This is a genomic window from Arthrobacter sp. SRS-W-1-2016 (genome assembly GCF_002009585.1).
Lineage (GTDB): Bacteria > Actinomycetota > Actinomycetes > Actinomycetales > Micrococcaceae > Arthrobacter > Arthrobacter bambusae_A.
The window spans coordinates 1-18,321 of record NZ_MTPV01000024.1; the positions used below are offsets into that span (position 1 = coordinate 1).

General features: G+C 63.9%; 18 protein-coding genes, 1 pseudogene and 1 riboswitch. Of the genes and pseudogenes, 12 read left to right on the top strand and 7 right to left on the bottom strand.

Annotated features, from left to right (window positions below; all coding sequences use genetic code 11):
- Positions 1 to 47 precede the first annotated feature (47 nt).
- From BMF89_RS05990 to BMF89_RS06000, 3 genes are all read right to left on the bottom strand, one after another.
- On the bottom strand, positions 48 to 389 hold the full coding sequence (locus tag BMF89_RS05990) for a P-II family nitrogen regulator (RefSeq protein ID WP_078106169.1): 342 nt from the start codon (positions 387 to 389) through the stop codon (positions 48 to 50).
- The gene (locus tag BMF89_RS05995; RefSeq protein WP_078106170.1) at positions 386 to 1,801 is read right to left on the bottom strand and encodes an ammonium transporter; all 1,416 of its coding nucleotides are present in this window, start codon (positions 1,799 to 1,801) and stop codon (positions 386 to 388) included. The genes BMF89_RS05990 and BMF89_RS05995 overlap by 4 nt, the downstream gene beginning before the upstream one ends.
- A gap of 280 nt (positions 1,802 to 2,081) precedes the next feature.
- Positions 2,082 to 2,657, bottom strand: coding sequence for a cupin domain-containing protein (locus tag BMF89_RS06000; protein WP_059388136.1), 576 nt, complete (start codon positions 2,655 to 2,657; stop codon positions 2,082 to 2,084).
- Positions 2,658 to 2,960: 303 nt separating this feature from the next.
- On the opposite strand from BMF89_RS06000, the gene BMF89_RS06005 reads away from it, so the two are divergent.
- Complete coding sequence (locus BMF89_RS06005; RefSeq protein WP_078106171.1) at positions 2,961 to 4,493, top strand: sodium:solute symporter; 1,533 nt, start codon at positions 2,961 to 2,963, stop codon at positions 4,491 to 4,493.
- Positions 4,494 to 4,578: 85 nt separating this feature from the next.
- Positions 4,579 to 4,698: riboswitch (SAM riboswitch) on the top strand.
- A gap of 14 nt (positions 4,699 to 4,712) precedes the next feature.
- Positions 4,713 to 5,033, top strand: coding sequence for a hypothetical protein (locus tag BMF89_RS06010; protein ID WP_078106172.1), 321 nt, complete (start codon positions 4,713 to 4,715; stop codon positions 5,031 to 5,033).
- On the opposite strand, the gene BMF89_RS22750 is transcribed toward BMF89_RS06010, so the two are convergent.
- From BMF89_RS22750 to BMF89_RS06030, 3 genes and pseudogenes are all read right to left on the bottom strand, one after another.
- Positions 5,014 to 5,511 carry an AGE family epimerase/isomerase gene (locus BMF89_RS22750; protein WP_078106173.1) on the bottom strand — a complete coding sequence of 166 codons (498 nt, stop codon included), beginning with the start codon at positions 5,509 to 5,511 and terminating at the stop codon, positions 5,014 to 5,016. The genes BMF89_RS06010 and BMF89_RS22750 overlap by 20 nt on opposite strands.
- Positions 5,508 to 6,227 (bottom strand): annotated as a pseudogene (locus tag BMF89_RS22375) (AGE family epimerase/isomerase). Before BMF89_RS22375 ends, BMF89_RS22750 begins: the two are co-directional and overlap by 4 nt.
- Positions 6,228 to 6,325: 98 nt before the next feature.
- Entirely contained in the window at positions 6,326 to 7,336 is a 1,011-nt protein-coding gene (locus BMF89_RS06030; protein ID WP_253190731.1) for a LacI family DNA-binding transcriptional regulator, read from the bottom strand.
- A 363-nt stretch (positions 7,337 to 7,699) separates the two neighbouring features.
- Here BMF89_RS06030 and BMF89_RS06040 point away from each other — a divergent pair, with 363 nt between their 5' ends.
- The 8 genes from BMF89_RS06040 to BMF89_RS06075 all read left to right on the top strand — a co-directional run bounded on the left by BMF89_RS06040 (position 7,700) and on the right by BMF89_RS06075 (position 15,460).
- Positions 7,700 to 8,404, top strand: coding sequence for a nucleoside/nucleotide kinase family protein (locus tag BMF89_RS06040; protein WP_078106178.1), 705 nt, complete (start codon positions 7,700 to 7,702; stop codon positions 8,402 to 8,404).
- A gap of 95 nt (positions 8,405 to 8,499) precedes the next feature.
- Positions 8,500 to 9,264, top strand: coding sequence for an ATP-binding cassette domain-containing protein (locus BMF89_RS06045; RefSeq protein ID WP_078106179.1), 765 nt, complete (start codon positions 8,500 to 8,502; stop codon positions 9,262 to 9,264).
- On the top strand, positions 9,261 to 10,346 hold the full coding sequence (locus tag BMF89_RS06050) for an ABC transporter permease (protein ID WP_078106180.1): 1,086 nt from the start codon (positions 9,261 to 9,263) through the stop codon (positions 10,344 to 10,346). The genes BMF89_RS06045 and BMF89_RS06050 overlap by 4 nt, the downstream gene beginning before the upstream one ends.
- A 46-nt stretch (positions 10,347 to 10,392) precedes the next feature.
- Positions 10,393 to 11,379, top strand: a complete 987-nt coding sequence (locus BMF89_RS06055) for an ABC transporter substrate-binding protein (RefSeq protein WP_078106181.1) — start codon at positions 10,393 to 10,395, stop codon at positions 11,377 to 11,379.
- 76 nt (positions 11,380 to 11,455) lie between these two features.
- Complete coding sequence (locus BMF89_RS06060; protein ID WP_078106182.1) at positions 11,456 to 13,024, top strand: mannitol dehydrogenase family protein; 1,569 nt, start codon at positions 11,456 to 11,458, stop codon at positions 13,022 to 13,024.
- Entirely contained in the window at positions 13,021 to 13,749 is a 729-nt protein-coding gene (locus tag BMF89_RS06065; RefSeq protein ID WP_078106183.1) for an SDR family oxidoreductase, read from the top strand. Before BMF89_RS06060 ends, BMF89_RS06065 begins: the two co-directional genes overlap by 4 nt.
- Before the next feature lie 61 nt (positions 13,750 to 13,810).
- Positions 13,811 to 14,395, top strand: coding sequence for an ATP-binding protein (locus tag BMF89_RS06070; RefSeq protein ID WP_171983413.1), 585 nt, complete (start codon positions 13,811 to 13,813; stop codon positions 14,393 to 14,395).
- A 165-nt stretch (positions 14,396 to 14,560) separates the two neighbouring features.
- Positions 14,561 to 15,460 carry a hypothetical protein gene (locus tag BMF89_RS06075; protein WP_216353793.1) on the top strand — a complete coding sequence of 300 codons (900 nt, stop codon included), beginning with the start codon at positions 14,561 to 14,563 and terminating at the stop codon, positions 15,458 to 15,460.
- 143 nt (positions 15,461 to 15,603) lie between these two features.
- On the opposite strand, the gene BMF89_RS06080 is transcribed toward BMF89_RS06075, so the two are convergent.
- Positions 15,604 to 15,792 (bottom strand): hypothetical protein, encoded by a 189-nt coding sequence (locus BMF89_RS06080; protein WP_078106185.1) that lies wholly within the window; start codon positions 15,790 to 15,792, stop codon positions 15,604 to 15,606.
- A 267-nt stretch (positions 15,793 to 16,059) separates the two neighbouring features.
- Here BMF89_RS06080 and BMF89_RS06085 point away from each other — a divergent pair, with 267 nt between their 5' ends.
- Together BMF89_RS06085 and BMF89_RS06090 are read left to right on the top strand one after the other, a co-directional pair.
- A complete protein-coding gene (locus BMF89_RS06085; protein WP_078106186.1) occupies positions 16,060 to 17,238 on the top strand; it encodes a VIT1/CCC1 transporter family protein in 1,179 nt (392 codons plus the stop codon).
- 104 nt (positions 17,239 to 17,342) lie between these two features.
- Positions 17,343 to 18,203 (top strand): matrixin family metalloprotease, encoded by an 861-nt coding sequence (locus BMF89_RS06090; RefSeq protein ID WP_078106224.1) that lies wholly within the window; start codon positions 17,343 to 17,345, stop codon positions 18,201 to 18,203.
- Positions 18,204 to 18,321: the final 118 nt, after the last annotated feature.

Below are 18,321 nucleotides of genomic sequence, written 5' to 3' on the forward strand. Positions count from 1 at the left end.
CCTCTCGGAGCGGCACCGACGCTTGGAACGGCACCAATACTGTCCTGCTAGCTGATCGCGGAGGCGCCGCGCTCCCCTGTCCGGACGCGCACCGCCTGGGAAACCTCGACGGTCCAGATCTTGCCGTCCCCGAACTGGCCTGTACTGGCGCCGGAGATGATGGCCTCCACTATTCCGTCCACCAGCTCGTCCGTGGCCAGGACCTCCACCCGGATCTTGGGCAGGAGATCGGAATTGTATTCCGCGCCCCGGTACACCTCGGTGTAGCCCCGTTGTTGCCCATATCCGTTCGCCTGGCTGACGGTCATCCCGTTGACTCCAAAGCGTTCCAAGGCTTCCCGGACCTCGTCGATCCGCTCCGGCCTCACGATGGCCGTAACCAGTTTCACGTCGACGCCTTGCTGCGCATCCGATCTGTTTTCCCGTTGGAACTGGCTTCTGGTTCACCACTGGAACCCAACGGGGTTTTGCCGTTCTGTGGCTCTCCGGGATTGAAGGATCCGCCGACCATGGCCAGCTCGTAGGCGGTTTCCGCGTGCTCCGTGATGTCGATGCCCGCCAGCTCTTCGTGTTCCTTGACGCGCATGCCCACTGTCTTGTGGATGGCCAGCCCGATGAGCGTCGTCATGATGGCCGTCCACGCGGTGACGACGAGTGCCGTCAATATCTGGGGCCAGAATTGGCTCAATCCGCCGCCGTAGAATAGCCCGCCTTCAGTCTTCGCGGAAGGTACGGCGAAGAATCCGAGGGACAGCGTCCCCCACAGGCCGCCGACAAAGTGGACGGCGACGACGTCCAAGGAGTCGTCCAGGCCGATCTTGAACTTCAGCCCGATAGCCAGCGCGCAGACGGCACCCGCGATGATGCCGATGACGATCGCGCCAATGGGATCCACGAAGCCACACGCCGGGGTGACTGCCACCAGGCCCGCGACGGCGCCGGATGCGGCACCGAGGGACGTCGCGTGGCCGTCGCGGAGCCTTTCGACGAGCAGCCAGCCGAGGAGCGCGGCGCTCGTGGCCAGCAGGGTGTTCGTCCAGGCGAGAGCGGCGATTCCATCGGCGGCCAGTTCCGAACCGGCGTTGAATCCGAACCAGCCGAACCACAGCAGGCCCGCCCCGAGCATCACGAAGGGGAGGTTGTGCGGCCGGATGTTGGGGTCTTTCATGAATCCGAGCCGTTTGCCGAGCACCACCGCAAGCATCAGCCCGGCCATGCCTGCATTCATGTGGACCACCGTTCCACCGGCAAAGTCGAGCGCCGAGATCTTGCTGCCGATGATCCCGGTGGATCCGAAGAGGCCGCCACCCCACACCCAGTGGGCAATCGGCGCGTAGACGATGGTGACCCACAGGCCGGCAAACAGCAGCCATGGGCCAAACCTGACACGTTCGGCCACCGCGCCACTGATCAGCGCGACCGTGATGATGGCGAACGTCGCTTGGAATCCTATGAAGACCATGTCCGGCAGCCCCGGGGCTTTTCCGCCGATAACGCCGGCCAGGCCACTGAGTCCGAAGTTAGCGAAGGGGTCTCCGATGAAGCCGCCCATCGTATCCGGGCCGAACGCGAGTCCGTAGCCCCACAGGGCCCAGACCACCGCGACCACGCCAATGGCGCCGAAGCTCATCATCATGATGTTGAGGACGGATTTCATCCTGACGAGCCCGCCGTAGAAGAACGCCAAACCTGGCGTCATGAGAAGGACGAGGGCGGAAGCTGCAAGCATCCAGGCTGTTGCGCCGGGATCGAGGGTCTGGGGGTTCACATCCAGCCCTACGCTGAAGAATACTGGGTTCATTTCGGGAGCCTTCCTGCATATACGGCGCTCCATGGCGCCCGCACGGCGAGACCATTTTTAAAACGAACAGGTCCTGGTATCCCACGGGATACCGACCTTGACGAGTTGCCTTGACTCGAAGCTACAGTCGCCCTGTTTCAGCATTCGGCACGGATCATTTCAGGCACGTAACACCCAAGGCCCTAGCGTTAAATCCTGAAGTCAGTCACGTTTCAGGCGTGTTACACACCGCGTGTCGCAAAGCTGCGTGTCGCAAGTCGCGCGTCGCAAATCGCCGGCGTCAGCGGCTGGCTGCCGGCACCAGGATCCAGAGCACCTCAACAGGCTCGTCCGTGGGGTTGACCCAGGTGTGGGGTTCGCGGCCCGGGAAGGACAGCGTGTCTCCCTCTTCGAGCTCGTACTCCTCGTTGGTAAGGATCAATTTGATGCGGCCCTTGACGACGTGCAGGACGTCGACATCGCAATCGACGGCGTAAAGCTCGGCCTCTCCCCGGCCCCGGGGCTCGATCGAGGCCTGCAGGATCTGCAATCGCCGTTCGGAGCGCGCCGTCAGGAGACGCTCCACGATGCCCTGCCCGCCGAGCGAAATCCGCGGTCCGTCGTCGCGCCGGGTCAGATGCGTCTCCGGTGCGGCGAAAAGGTCTCCGATGGACACCGAAAGAACTTGGCAAAGCGTCACGAGGGAAGCGACCGACGGCGATGTCAGGTCACGCTCCACACGGCTCAGGAACCCTTTGGTGAGGCCGGTGGCGTCGGCAACCTGCTCGATGGTGAGCCGCTGCGATTGGCGGGCGGCACGAATTCTGGAACCGATGGCAACGGGGACGTTGCTCGGTTCAACGGGGAGAGCCTTCATTCACGAACCTTTCAGGCCGTTTATGCGGCCCTGTCATTGCAGCAATAGTAGCCGGATCGCCGGCATGGCAGGGCCTTTGGCTAGCCGGAGGAGCGCCGATGAGTCCGCTGGGCGAGACAGCATCTTGACCGTTACTCGCATCACTACGTATCCTCATAGGCAACAAGTGTTGTTTGTGAGGCATACATCACAGACTACTCTCCCCAATCACCAGCGCAGAGACCTTCCGCAACCCCGCACGAAACCCCGCGGACCGGCGTCGGAATCCCCCAGAGCTCTGCGCATCACTTTCAGGAGCCAACCGTGGACTCTTCGTTCATCAATATTGCGATCGTGGTGGTGTATTTGCTCGCCATGCTGGCCTTCGGCTGGTGGGGCAAGTCGCGCACCAAGAACAACAGCGACTTCCTGGTGGCAGGGCGCCGACTCGGTCCGATGCTCTACACCGGCACCATGGCCGCCGTCGTCCTCGGTGGCGCATCGACGGTTGGCGGCGTCGGCCTCGGCTACAAGTTCGGCGTCTCCGGCATGTGGTTGGTGGTCGCGATCGGTTCGGGCGTCCTCCTCCTGAGCCTGCTGTTCGCCGGCACCATCCAGCGGTTGAAGATCTACACGGTCTCCCAGATGCTGAGCCTGCGTTACGGCCAGCGTGCCACGCAGACCTCCGGCATCGTCATGCTGGCCTACACCCTCATGCTGTGCGCCACGTCCACGGGCGCCTACGCCACCATCTTCGTTGTCCTCTTCGGCTGGGAGCGCTGGCTCGCCATCGCCGTCGGCGGCGCCATCGTCCTGGTCTACTCCACCATCGGCGGCATGTGGTCCATCACCCTCGCCGACCAGGTGCAGTTCATCATCAAGACCGTGGGCATCTTCTTCCTCATGCTCCCGTTCGTCCTCAACGCGGCAGGCGGTTTCGACGGCATCCGTGCCCGTGTTGACGCCAGCTTCTTCCAGTTGGACGGCATCGGGGCGCAGACCATCATCACGTACTTCGTGGTCTACACCCTTGGCCTGCTGATCGGCCAGGACATCTGGCAGCGCGTGTTCACCGCGAAGACCCCCAAGGTGGCCCGATGGGGCGGCGCCACCGCCGGCATCTACTGCGTCCTGTACGGCGTGGCCGGCGCCCTGATCGGCCTGGCTGCCCGGGTGGCCCTGCCGAACATCGACGTCAAGGCCCTTGGCAAGGACGTCGTCTACGCCGAGGTAGCCACGCACATCCTGCCGATCGGCATCGGCGGCCTTGTCATGGCCGCAGCAGTCGCCGCCATGATGTCCACCGCGTCCGGAGCCCTCATCGCCGCGGCCACCGTTGCCCGCGCCGACGTGGTCCCGTTCGTGGCCAGCTGGTTCGGCAAGACGATCAACACCAACGACACCGAAAATCCCGAGCATGACGTCAAGGCCAACCGCTACTGGGTCCTTGGCCTGGGGATCGTTGCAGTGTTGATCTCGATGGCGGCGCAAGACGTCGTGGTGGCCCTGACCATCGCCTACGACATCCTGGTAGGTGGCCTGCTGGTTGCCATCCTGGGCGGCTTGGTCTGGAAGCGCGGCACGGGTATTGCCGCAGCCTGGTCCATGGCAGTCGGGTCTGTACTGACCCTTGCCTTGCTGATCGCCTACGCCACGGGAATCATCCCCAGCGAAGACGGCGTCTACGCCAACGATCCCATCTACTGGGGCCTCGGCGCCTCGTTCGCCGTCTATTTCGTGGTCTCCCTCCTCACGCCGCCCACCGAGCCGGCCGTCCGCGAAGCTTGGGAACGCCGCGTTGCCGGAACGGCCGCGGAGGAACTCCCACTGGAGGCCCACCCGGTGGCCATCCACTAGGTTTCACAAAACCACGTACGACGGCGGCGCCGCACCTTCTCCTTCGAGAGGTGCGGCGCCGCCGTCGCATGTACAGTAGGAACAGCTTCAAGAGATGTGGCGCCAAGCTCCGACTTGCCACACGCCAACCCCATGTTCACGGGTGGTTCGGATGAAGAAGCGGCCCGGCTCGGACCAGAGACAACCGAACGGGCAAGAGCAACTCCATAGGAGAAGGCCATGCCTTTCGAAAACGGCGCCACCGCCACAGCCGACCGCACTATCCAGTCCAGCGCCCTCTTTTTGCCCCGCCCCCGTCGGGTGGACGAGTTCGTCCGGGTGATTCCCGGCGTCGACCTCTCCCAAGGCTCCATCACGTTCGTGGTGGACGGAGACCTGGAACGCTATTGGCATCATGAGCCGCGGCTCATCACCGAAGCACTCTCAAAAGCGGTCCAGCCCGCCCGCTGGTTCCCGGCCACACGGAAACTTACGCTCACGGTTGCGGCAACCGGGCACCGTGCGGGCGTGCAGAAGCACTTCATCCTGAGCGCGTTCTAGCCGCCAAGGTCACGATCGCGCGGGCCGTGCTCTCACCAACGGGCAGATCAGACAGGAGGGTGGATTGGAACATGTGGTAGATATCTGGTTTTCCGGACCACATAGCGCAGCTCGGACGATTATCCGTGGCGAGCAGATGGTGCCAACTGCCGTGCTCGGTGTCGACAAAATGGTTTTGTACGTATGTGGTCCATGGTTGAAGCAGGTTCGCGTATCGCGGGTTGCCTGTGGGGCTAGCCCACGTCGCGGCGGCGGAAATCGCTTCCGCGGTCACCCAGTGGGGTCGGTCTCGAATGCCGGGTCTGCCATCCCAAGCTACGGTGTACACGAAGCCCTCCGCAGTGTCCGCGGTCCATCCATATTTCACGGCCGTCTCGTAGAGGCCGGCAGCGGCTTCCTTTAGCCACGGCGGTGGCAGTTCAAATGTTGACTCAAGCTCGAAGAGGCGGCTCCCTTCGAACAGGTGGCCGATTGTCATTCCGTAGGGGTGGATTCATCGCCGGGATTATCGAGATTGAAGTCGGGCAGCGGCATCCAGTCCTGGCCGTAGTGTTCGTTAAACCACCACTTCGCTGAACGGGCGCGCACATTGATGAAAGTCTCCGCGATCCGCAGGGCACGATCCCTCCAGCCCGGGTTTCGTGTGTGGCCATAGAGTGCGAGGATCGACTCTAGCCCGTGCATATTGGCGTTGGCGCCCCAATACGGTTCGGGTTCGGCAAACTCTCGATCCCAGGATTCGAAGAGGGCACCGGCGTCATTCGACCAGAATCTGCTCATCAGCACCTCGGAGGCCTTCGCCGTCAACTCGTCGGCGCCGGGGATGCCCGCGGTGGCCGCAGCGGAAGCCGCCAGCGCGACGAAGCATGTATCGTAAGCGCGTTTCCGTTGCGAGGAAGGCGTTCCGTCAAGAGAACTCAAATAGCCTCCGAAGGGTGCATCTCAGAACTGGTCCGGTAGGCACGCTACGCCGTGCGCCGCATAGGGGATTACATCAGGCACCTCCAGCAAGGCGGCGATACTGAAGCAATAGATCATCCGCGCAGTCACGAAGCACGCTGGAGAGCGGCTGATGTCCACGCTCCCGAAGCGATCGAGGAATCCAAACCCATCGGGAACCAGCGCACCTTTTGCGAGCTCAATCAGACCGTGGAGTTCCTCGTGACTGGCCTTTTTCAGAGGGCTGGGACCCATGTGCAGGCTTGACCCTTCGTGCCGATCTGCTGGATCTATCTAGGAAAAGGACTACACCGGGAAACAGTGAGCCAAGACGTAACCCCGCTGCTGGAACCTTACGGTCGGGCCCCGGGCACGGGCATGGCCGGGACCGACCGGCACGATTGGCGTTCGATCAGGGCGACGGGAAGGACGTTCTTTCGTCGGAACTTCCTCCCGGGGGAATCAATCCGGGCAAGTATGCGCTCGGCCGCGACCCGTCCGATATGCCGCGGGTCCTGGTCAATGACAGACACCGAGGGAGTGAGAACGTCCGCCATGGGGAAGTCGCCGAAGCTGATGAGCGCAATGTCCGTTCTGTTCAGCGCCTGAAGGGCCGGAAAGACGCCGGTGGAGAACCGGGCGTTGGAGGAGAAGATGGCGGTCGGCGCATCCGGCAACGCCAGCAGGGTCTTGCAGACCTGGGCGGCGGCGTCCGCGTCCCGCGAACCGAGAGCAACCAGTTCCTCGCTCCGTGCCAAGCCGGCTTCTTCAAGGGCGGCGAGGTACCCTTCCAGGCGCAGCCGTGTCGTGGGCACTTCCGTGGAATCCCCGACGATGGCGATGCGGCGGTGTCCGTGCGCGATGAGGTGCTGCGTGGCTTCGAATGCACCGCCGAAGTCGTCTTCGACGAAATAGTCAGCAGCGAGCTTGTTGGGCGCGCGGTCGATGAACACGATGGGGAAGCTGTCCTGCCAGCGCGCGAGGTAGGACTGGTCGCCGGCGATCGGGGCGATGATGAGGCCGCCGATCTGGCGGCGGACCGTCGTCTCGATGATGCTCTGTTCCAGGGACGGGTTGTCCCCCAGGCTCGTGACGACGATCGCCATGTCGCGTTCACGCGCGGCCAGTTCGATTTCCTTCGTAACGGCGGCGAAGAAAGGGTCGGCGACGTCAGGCACCGCGATGCCGATGACTGCCGACTTTCCCTCACGGAAGGTGCGCGCCAGCATGTTCGGCACGTACTTGAGTTCACGCATGGCCGACTGCACACGTTCCCGGGTCTCTTCGGTGACGTGCGGGTCGTCATTGAAAACCCTGGAAACCGTCTTGGCGCTCACTCCGGCGCGCGTGGCCACATCCTGCATGGTAGTCACTCTTCGGCTCCTTCACCGTCCGCTGGGAACAGTCTTCTGGCTCGACCGTCCGTGGGCGGGGAACTGTCACCAACGCATCTGAAGATGTCATCGGTGACAATGACCCGCACACACCATCCTGCCCGATCTGCCATGGAACTTCAAGCAACAAATGACATCGATGACATAGATTTTCGCAAATTCATTGACATCGATGACACGGGGCTTCTATATTGCTGTAAGGCAGGTCACAACGGGCCCCTCGAGGGTAGATCCGAGTTCCCGTTTCAGACGACCCGAATCGATTCAGACAGCGCTTCAATGGTGTGGCAGCAAGGCTTCTCCACCGTGGAATGACCAACGGAGGAGACAGTGATGAACACCACTGAAGATGGGATCTCGACGCCCATCCGGGGGGCCGAGCGGCTTAGCTGCACGCTGGACGAGCTCGTGGAGCGTGCCCGCTCACTGGCTACCGCCGGAACCCGGCGCATCCTGGGAATCACCGGGGCACCCGGTGCTGGAAAGTCCACGGTCGCCCGGGCCATCGCTGAAGCCCTCGATGGACAGGCGGCCCAGGTCGGCATGGATGCCTTCCACCTGGCCAACCAGGTCCTTGCCTCCCACGGCTCCCGGGATCGCAAGGGCGCCCCGTACACATTCGACCCCTGGGGCTACGCGAACCTGCTGAAACGGCTCAAGTCCAACCGGGACCCGATCGTTTACGCCCCCGTGTTCGACCGAAGACTGGAGGAATCCATCGGCAGCGCGATTCCGGTGGCACGCGAGGTCCCGCTGGTCATCACCGAAGGAAACTACCTTCTCCTGGACGCCGAAGGCTGGCGGGAGAGCAAGGAACAGATCGATGAGGTTTGGTACTTGGATGTGGGTGACGACGAGCGGCAGCTTCGCCTAGTCCGACGCCACACTGCGTTCGGCAAGCCGCCCGAGGAAGCAGAGGCATGGGCGCTTGGCAGCGACCAATGCAACGCCGAGATCGTAGACGCCACCCGCATACGGGCTGACCTGATCATCGACCTTGTCCCGTCCCCGCAGCCCGAACGCCTCCAGACCGAATGAAGAGGAACCCAGAAAGTGACAACACAACGAAGTGTCCCCTGCCGGCAGGCCGGGGCCGCCACAATCGTCCCGTACCAGCTGACAGGTGACAGACCATGACAACCATCCCCGTTCTGGAAGCCCGCGACCTGACCCGCAGCTTCGGCAATGTGCGTGCCCTTGACGGCGCGGATTTCGACGTCAATGCAGGCGAAGTCGTGGCCCTCATCGGCGACAACGGCGCTGGCAAATCGACCCTCGTAAAGGCACTATCGGGCAACCTGGCCTTGGACTCCGGACAGATCCTCTTCGCCGGTGGCGAGGTCGAACTCACGTCCCCGAACCAAGCCAGCAAACTCGGCATCGAAACCGTTTACCAGGACCTGGCCCTGGCACCGCACCTGAACGCGGCCCAGAATATGTTCCTTGGCCGGGAGATCCCCAAACCGGGATTTCAGGGACATCTGGGATTCATGGATAACAAAACCATGCGCCTGAAGTCCCGGGAAGCCTTCGACGAACTCGGCGCCACCGTGCGCAGCCTGTCCGCCCCTGTCGGCAGCATGTCAGGCGGCCAGAAGCAGGCAATCGCCATTGCACGGGCCGTCGCCTGGGCCAAGGGGGTCATCTTCCTTGACGAACCCACCGCCGCCTTGGGCGTCGTCCAGACCAGGAATGTGCTCGATACGATCCGACGCGTCCGGGACAAGGGCGTCGGTGTCGTCTTCATCAGCCACTCCATGCCGCACGTCATCGATGTCGCCGACCGGGTCCAGGTCCTCCGGCTCGGCCGCCGCGTGGCCACTTACGAGGCAAAGAAAACCACGATCGAAGAACTAGTCGGCGCAATGACCGGCGCACTTGATGGAGCACAATCATGACCACCACCGAAACCACGCCGAGTGTGGCCGGGACCGGAAGTGTATTCCCCCGAACCCGCTCGCTGCGCCAGGTCCTGCAGGTCCAGTCCTTCCAGATACTTCTCGTCCTGTTCGTCATCTTCCTGATCTTCGCCGCCTTGGCCCCGGGCATCTTCCCGGTCTGGGCCAACCTGCGTCAGATCATCCAGAACGTCTCCATCCTCGGAGTCCTCGGTATCGGGATGACCTTCGTCATTGTCACCTCCGGGATTGATCTCTCCATCGGATCGAACCTTGTGTTCTCCGGGGTCGTGGCCGCCAAAGTCATGCAGGCCATGGGTGATACCGGCTGGTCGACGGCGTTTGTCGGAATCCTCGTTTCCGTCGGCTGTGGACTCGCCTGGGGACTCCTTAACGGGGTCCTGATTGCCAAGGCCAAGGTACCGCCACTGATCGTGACTCTTGGAACACTCGGAGCGGCCCTTGGGCTTGCACAGGTCATCACCGGCGGCGTGGACATCCGTGATGTCCCCGAGGTACTCCAGGACACCATCGGCTACGGCAACGTCCCCGGCACAACCCTTCCCACGATCTCCCTGATCGCGATGGTCCTCATCCTGATCTTCGGAATCGTACTGCACAAGACCCGGTTCGGGCTCTACACCTTCGCAGTGGGCTCCAACGAGGAATCCGCCCGCCGGGTGGGCGTCAAGGTCGACCGGCAGCTCATCTCCATCTACGCACTCTCGGGAGGACTCGCCGGCGTGGCGGGCATCCTGTCCCTGTCCCAGTACGGCACCACCGCGATTGCGGGCCAGTCCGCGACCAACCTTAACGTGATCGCCGCTGTCGTGATCGGCGGAACCTCACTCTTCGGCGGCGTCGGCACCATCTTCGGGACCGTCGTCGGCCTCTTCATTCCCGCTGTGCTGCAGAACGGATTTGTCATCGTTGGCGTCCAACCGTTCTGGCAGCAGGTCGCGGTCGGTGCGGTCCTCGTCGCCGCGGTCTATGTCGACCAGCGCCGACGTGCGGCAGCAGCCCGGGGCCACTCCGCGAAGGACAGCGGGAAAAAGAAGCTGTTCAGCAGAGCACCCCGCTGATTTACCACCAGAACATCCCAAACCCACGCAATTGAGGAGCTACACAATGAAGCTAAGCACCCCCAAGATCACCCTGTTCGGGGCCGGCGTCCTTGCCGCGGCCTCCCTGACAGCCTGCGGCGGGGGAGGAACCCCGGCCGGTGCCGCGGCCGGCTCCGCGCCCAAGCTCGCGTTCATCCAGGGTGTTGCCGGTGACGAGTTCTACGTCAGCATGCAATGCGGCATCGAATCCGCTGCCAAGGCGGCGGGGGCGACCGTGAATACCCAGGGGCCGGCCAAGTTCGACCCGACCTTGCAAAAGCCGATTGTCGACTCGGTCGTGGCTTCTCACCCGGACGCCATTCTCGTCGCCCCCACGGACGTTGCTGCGATGCAGGCCCCGCTGAAGGCGGCGGCAGCCGCCGGGATCAAGGTCGTCCTCGTTGACACCACCGTGCAGGATCCGTCGTTCGCATCCTCTGCGATCGCCTCTGACAACAAGGGCGGCGGACTTGAAGCCTTCAAGGCGATCAAGGCCCTCAGCCCGAAGGGCGGCAAAGTCCTTGTGATCTCCACCGATCCCGGAGTCTCGACGGCCGATGCACGTGTCGCCGGCTTCGAGGAGGGCGCCAAGGCTGATTCCTCGTTCCAGTACGTGGGTGTGCAGTACAGCCACAATGACCCTGCCGAAGCGGCCAAGCTGGTCTCTGCCGCCCTGGCCAAGGACCCGGACATTGTCGGCGTCTTCGCGGCAAACACCTTCGCGGCCGAAGGCACCGCCACGGGTGTCCGTCAGGCCGGCAAGCAGAACCAGGTCAAGATCGTCGGCTTCGACGCGGGTCCGGCACAAGTCAAGCAGCTCAAGGAAGGCGTCGTCCAGGCACTGATTGCCCAGGAGCCGGCCTCCATCGGCACCCAGGGTGTCGAGCAGGCCATTAAGGCCATCAAGGGCGAATCCACCCAGAAGATGATCCAGACCGGGTTCAAGCAGATCACTGCGGACAACATCAGCGGTGACGGGGCCCAATACGTGTACAAGTCCTCCTGCCAGTAGCCGGCCCGTCGGTGCTGCTGGCTGTCCCCGGATGCCAGCAGCACCGGCCCCAACCTCCGAGTATGAAAGAAAAGACATGACGTCCCTGAACGAAACGGCCCTTCCTGCGCTGGCCAAGAAGCTCCCTGTTCCCTCCTACGACCGCCCTGCGGCCAGGACCGGCATCGTTCACTTCGGCGTCGGAGGATTCCACCGCTCCCACGAAGCCATGTACATCGACAGACTCCTGAACCTCGGTGGCTCCCGGGACTGGGGGATCTGCGGCGTGGGCGTCCTTCCCTCGGATGCCCGGATGAGAGACGTCCTCAAAGCCCAGGACGGCCTATACACGCTGGTCCTGAAAAGCCCCGAAGGCGAAGAAGAGGCCAGGATCATCGGGGCCATCACCGAATACCTGTTCGCCCCCGACGATCCGACCGCTGTCGTCCGCAAACTCTCGGACCCCGGCACCCGCATCGTCTCCCTCTCCGTCACGGAGGGCGGCTACAGCATCAACGACAGCACCGGGGAATTCGAGCCCCGCGCCGCCGATGTGGTCCACGACCTGAAATCCAGCACTTGTCCACGCTCTGTATTCGGCCTTATCACCATGGCCTTGGCAGGTCGGCGTGAGCAAGGCATTCCCCCGTTCACCGTCATGTCCTGCGACAACATCCAAGGCAACGGTAACGTTGCCCGCAAAGCCTTGGTCTCCTTCGCCCGGCTCAAAGACCCTGCCCTGGCCGACTGGGTCCGCGACAACGTCGCTTTCCCCAACTCCATGGTGGACCGCATCACCCCGGTCACCACCGAAGCGGACCGGGCTGCCGTCACGGAATCCTACGGCTACACCGATGGATGGCCGGTCGTTGCCGAGCCCTTTGAGCAATGGGTTCTCGAAGACAATTTCCCCGCCGGGCGCCCGGCGCTCGAACGGGTCGGGGTGCAGATCGTCAACGACGTCGAACCCTACGAACTCATGAAGCTCCGCCTGCTCAACGCCAGCCATCAGGTCATGAGCTACCTCGGATACCTCGCCGGCCACCGATACGTGCACGAGGTATGCGCGGATCCCGTTTTCGCCGGTTTCATCCGCGGATTCATGGAACACGAATCAATGCCCACCCTTCGGCCCGTCCCCGGCATCGATCTCGACGCCTACCAGAGTGAACTCATCCACCGGTTCTCCAACCCCGCCATCCGCGACACCCTCGCCCGCCAAATGGTCGACGCCTCGGAGCGGATCCCCAAATTCGTGCTCCCGGTCGTCCGTGAACAGCTCGAGCTCGCAGGCCCGGTGGACCGGGCAGCCCTCGTGGTCGCAGCCTGGGCACGGTCCTTGGAAGGCACCGACGAAAAAGGCGAACCGATTGAGATCACCGACCGCCGCCTGGGCGAGCTCCGTGCCGCCGCCCGCGCGGACCGGAACGAACCGGGAGCGTTCCTGAACCTCGGCGAGGTCTTCGGGGACCTGGGCCAGAACGACCGTTTCGTTGCCGCATACCGGCAGGCCCGGGAATCCTTGCAACGCTCCGGCGCGCTTGCCGCAGTAAAGGACTTGACCGACCAGCCAACACGTTCGCGGGAGACACCACGGCGCCCGGCGCCCCGCCGTCGCTTGAGCAACGAAACGATCCCTCAGAAACAACAGGAAGTAACACCATGACTGATTTCAACGGCCGCACCATCCTCGTCACCGGAGCCAGCGGCGGCATCGGGGGCGCCACGGTCAGGCAGCTCACCACCGCCGGCGCAAAAGTCATCGCCGCCGCCCGCACCCTTGACTCACTTTCCGTGCTCTGCGATGAAACAGGCGCCCAGCCCGTGGCCTTTGACCTCACCTCCGAACAGAGCATTAAAGACGCCATCGAGGGCCTGGACCTGTGGGGTGTGGTGAACTGCGGCGGTTTCGGCGGTGAAATCGCCACGCCGCAGGACACGGACATCGACGTCTTCGACAAGGTCATCAGCATCAACGCCCGAGGCGCCCTGCTGGTGATCAAACATGCCGTCCCGTCCATGATCCGCCAGGGCCAGGGAGGGGCCATCGTCAACGTCTCCAGCCAGGCCAGCCTCGTGGCACTCACCGGGCACATCTCCTACGGCTCCTCCAAAGCCGCGCTGGACAACATCACACGCGTCTCGGCCCTGGAACTTGGCAAGCACAACATCCGCGTCAACAGCGTGAACCCGACCGTGGTCATGACGGACATGTCCAACTTCTACTGGGGACGACCCGAAATCGGCGGACCCTTCCTCGAGCAAATGCCCCTCGGACGCTGGGCCACGGTGGACGACGTGGCAGCGCCGATCGTCTTCCTGCTCAGCGACGCCGCCTCCATGATCACCGGCGTCTCCCTGCCCATCGACGGCGGATACACCAGCCGCTGACCTCAGTTCCCGCCAAAGGGACGCCATGAACTGACCGCAATTGGAATGGATGAGAACGAATATGAACGAAGAAAGCACCTCCGAGGCAATCATCGTCTGCGGAGTGCCCGGGAGTGGCAAGACAACATTCGCGCAGGATCTGGCCCGCGAACTCCACTGGACCATCCTTGACCTGGATACCCTCACGAATCCGTTGTTCGAACACATGGGCGGCGAGTTCCTCGTCGACGTCCCCACGGCACAACCGGCGGTCCGCGCGAGCGTTAACGACATCCGTTACACCTGCCTCTTCGACACGACGCGGGAGAATCTCACCCTCGGAAACAGTGTGGTCGTCGTCGCTCCCTTCACCTCGGAGCGCACCTTCCCGGCTGCCTGGGCCCGCCTCGTTGAGCGCCTGGCGATCCCGGCACCGCGAGTGCACCTCGCATGGATGGACACCCCGCCGAAAGAGGTCGTCCGACGCATGCAACTCCGCGGCGCGGCACGGGACCTCGAGAAGGTGAAGGAGCCCGGGAGCTTCCTCACACCCGAAGTCACGCGCCCGCCCGGCGTCGGACACATCCGTATCGACGGCCTGTTCACCCCGCGCGAACAAATCGACCAATTCCTCAAAGACTTCGCCGTGCGCGAGCCGGCGCGCTGAACCGCCGCTGAACGTTCCCCCACCAATTCTCCCGACCGGGCGCCAAGCCGCCGACGGCGGCACCTCGTTCGAAAAGGAGAACCGACGTACCGTCACCGCGGTGATCCCAGTGCATCCGGCCGCCCAGACCCGCTACACCCAACCCATCCAATGAGGAGAAACTCAGTGAACACCCTTACCACCCTCGAGCGCCGCGGCATGGCAGCGATCTCAACCCCCGGCGGCAAAATGCTCGTGGTCGCCGCCGACCAGCGCAACGGCATGAAGGCCGTCATGAACGACGCCCCGGACGGACCGGGCTCGATCTCCGCCGAACAGCTCTACGATGCGAAGGCGGACCTAGTCCGCTATCTGGGCAACGCCGCACCGGCGATCCTGCTCGATCCCGAAATCGCAATCCCCCGCGTGGCCGATGAAGGCGTCCTCTCGCGCGACACCGCCCTGGTGGTCGGCCTGGACGCGTCCGGGTTCGACACGGTCGACGGCCTGCGTTATACCAACTTCGTCCCCGGAATGTCGCCCCGCAAGGTTCGTGATCTGGGCGGTGACGTCGCGAAGATGCTCTGGTACATGCGCCCTGATCTTCAGGATGCCGGCTCACGCGTCGCCGACGAAATCCGCGATCTTGTCACGGCATGCACCGAGGAGGGGCTCCTCCTCATCGTTGAAATCCTGGTCTACCGTCTCGAAGACGAAAGCGAAGAAGACTACTCCGCCGCGTTCCCCCGCCTCGTAGCCGACGCCGCACGCCTCTCCGCCGAGTGCGGGGCCAAGGTACTTAAGCTGCAGTACCCAGGATCCGCCGACGCCAGCGCCGCCGTCACCGAGGCAGCCGCCGGCGTGCCGTGGGCTGTCCTCTCGGCCGGCGTCGACCACGAAACATTCATCCAGCAGGTCGAGACCGCGGTTGCAAACGGTGCCGGGGGCGCCATGGCCGGACGCTCGCTGTGGAAGGATAGCCTGGCCGTTTCATCGGAAACCCGCAAGCAGCTCCTGACCACTCGGGCGCTCCCCCGTCTTCAGCAGCTCGAAGCCGTGCTGGACGGAACTCTTGTCGCCTCCTAACCGCCAAAAGTAGAGTCTCCCTATACGGTGGTGTCGGCAGTCTGCACGGTTAGGAAACAAGCCAGCGGCTGCCGGCACCGTGCGGGCGTGCAGAAGCACTTCATCCTGAGCGCGTTTTAGCTGCCAAGTTCAGCGAGTCGGCGCTATTCGATCTCTTCGGCCTCACGGTGTTCCTCGGCGTCGAGCGGGACCACCCGTTCGTCGTCGTCCAGGACCTCGGATTCTTCCTCCCAGTCCTCGTCCACCTCCAGGTCTTCGCTGTAGTCATAGGCGGGATCGGCCTCGACCGTGGGACGGTCCGGGTGGCGGGCGTGGGTCTCGGTGCTGTCCATGGTGCAACCTCCGTTCGACGTGCCGCTGAGCCCATCGCACAGGCACATGAGGCAGCCGATCCAACGCCACCCCGCCAATTCGTGGACCCTGTCCATCCATCCCAGCACTGCCCCCTGCGACGGTCAAGGCCTCCGGCGAGCCTCCCTGTTTTTGAGGCGCGCCTAAAAAGTCCAGTGAGGATTGCCAGCCGAAAAACCGCGGAAATTGGCGATAAAGTGGAGCTGCAATGAGGCGATGAAGCCCGCCCCAGCAACCCAGGAGTCCCGGTGCACCCGCGCACAAAACCCTCGCATTCAGACAACTCGCATCCAGACAATCCGCGGGACTCAAGCAGTCCCTCCCAAGACGCAGCAGCCCCCAAGACTCCCCCGTCGTCGTCGGACATCAAGCGCTGGCGGCAGTACCTGGCCGACGAACGAGCCGAAGCCGCCGTGTACCGCCAACTGGCGCAGCGACGCGACGGCGAGGAGCGCGAAATCCTTTTGGCCCTCGCAGAGGCCGAGGGCCGCCATGAGGCACACTGGCTCAAGCTCCTCGGCGAACACGCCGGCATGCCGAAGGCGGCCTCCGTTCGAAGCCAAATGCTCGGCTTCCTGGCCCGGAACTTCGGATCGGTGTTCGTGCTGGCCCTCGCCCAACGGGCTGAAGGACGCTCGCCGTACGCGAAGGATCCGGCAGCAACCCGCGCCATGGCGGCTGACGAACAGATCCACGAAGAAGTAGTCCGCGGCCTGGCGACCCGCGGCCGCAACAGGTTGTCCGGTACCTTCCGCGCTGCCGTCTTCGGCGCCAACGATGGCCTGGTCAGCAACCTTTCCCTCGTGATGGGCATGGCGGCCACCGGAGTTCCCGCAACCGTGGTCCTGTTCAGCGGCATCGCCGGACTGCTGGCGGGCGCACTGTCCATGGGAGCGGGCGAGTATGTCTCGGTCCGCTCCCAGCTCGAGCTCCTCAAGGCCACCCGCCCCACCCAGGCCACGCTGACCGCAGCCCCGGCCCTGGACATCGAACACAATGAGCTGGTGCTCGTGTACCTGGCCAGGGGCATGTCCCGCGAATCCGCCGAACACCGGGCCGCCGAGCGCATGGGCCTCTATAGCTGCGATTGCGATCCAAGCCTTTCGCTCCACCCCGAAGTGGAAGAAACCGTCAATGAGCACGAGGCCGTTGGCTCCGCGTGGGGCGCCGCGATCTCGAGCTTCTGCTTCTTCGCTTCGGGCGCCATCGTGCCCATCCTGCCGTTCATCTTCGGCATGACGGGCTTCTCGGCGCTTGCCGTGGCCGGTACGCTGGTGGGCATCGCGCTTCTGTCGACGGGCGCCGTCGTCGGCTTGCTGTCCGGAACCTCGCCGCTGACCCGTGGTCTCCGGCAGCTCGCCATCGGACTCGGTGCGGCTGCGGCCACGTATGGGCTGGGCCTCGTCTTCGGCGCTGCCATCGGTTAGCAGCGCCGGCCCGCCGGGGCGGCGGGATCAAGGATTTGGGGGAAGACTTGCATTCAAACTGCGGGTACGACGGCGGCCCGCCGCCCAAGCGCGCCAGTACCGCTCTGGCGCTGTTCCGAAACTTGATGGTGGTGGCCGTCGTCGCGGCCGTAGCAGTGCTTGTCAGTGGCTTCCTCCGCGGCGATCCCGGCTTCACAGGGCTCCTTCCCAAGCTGACTCCTTCTGCCCAGGCCACGGCAAGCAGCCCCGGGCCGGCGGCCTCCGGGCAGGGGCCACAAAAAGCCGCCCGGGCGCCGGATACCCCGCCCCCCGGCCTGGAAGAAGCCGGGCACCCGCTCGGCTCCCCTGCCAAACCTGCCGTGGCCAGCAGTTCCTACAAATTCCTGGCCACCAACGCCGACGGCACGCCCGTGGGTTACTCCCCGTGCCGGCCATTGCACTATGTGGTCAACTCAGCCCTTGCCCCGGCGGGATCCGAGGGGCTCATCGCCGACGCGATCGCCAAGATCGCTGCCGCCACGGGCCTCACTTTCGTTGACGACGGCACCAGCAAGGAAACCCCCTCCGAGAAGCGCAAGCCATACCAGCCCGCGCTCTACGGAGATCGTTGGGCTCCCCTGCTGATTTCCTGGACCACTCCCGAGGCGGCTCCGGCGTTGACTGGATCCGTCATCGGCACCGGCGGCAGCACCATGTACAGCTTCGGCACCGGACCCAAGAGCTACGTCTCGGGAAGCCTGGACCTGGACGCCCCGCAAATCACGGAGCTGCTGGGCGTCTCCGGCGGCGCCCATTACGTCTCCGCGGTGATCCAACACGAACTGGGCCATGTGGTGGGGCTTGACCACGTCGATGATCCAATCCAGCTCATGTACCCGGAGATCGGCGCCCCGGATGGCCTAGCGGCCGGAGACCTGAACGGACTCTATAAACTCCACACCGCCCCGTGCCGGACGGACTTGTGACCCCGGCCCACCCTTGCGGGACATGTCCACTGTTCAGCCTCAGCAGTGGACATATCACTACTATGTCCACTGTTCGAGGCAAAGGCGGAGCATGCTCAACAGCCTCCAGAGGTTATGT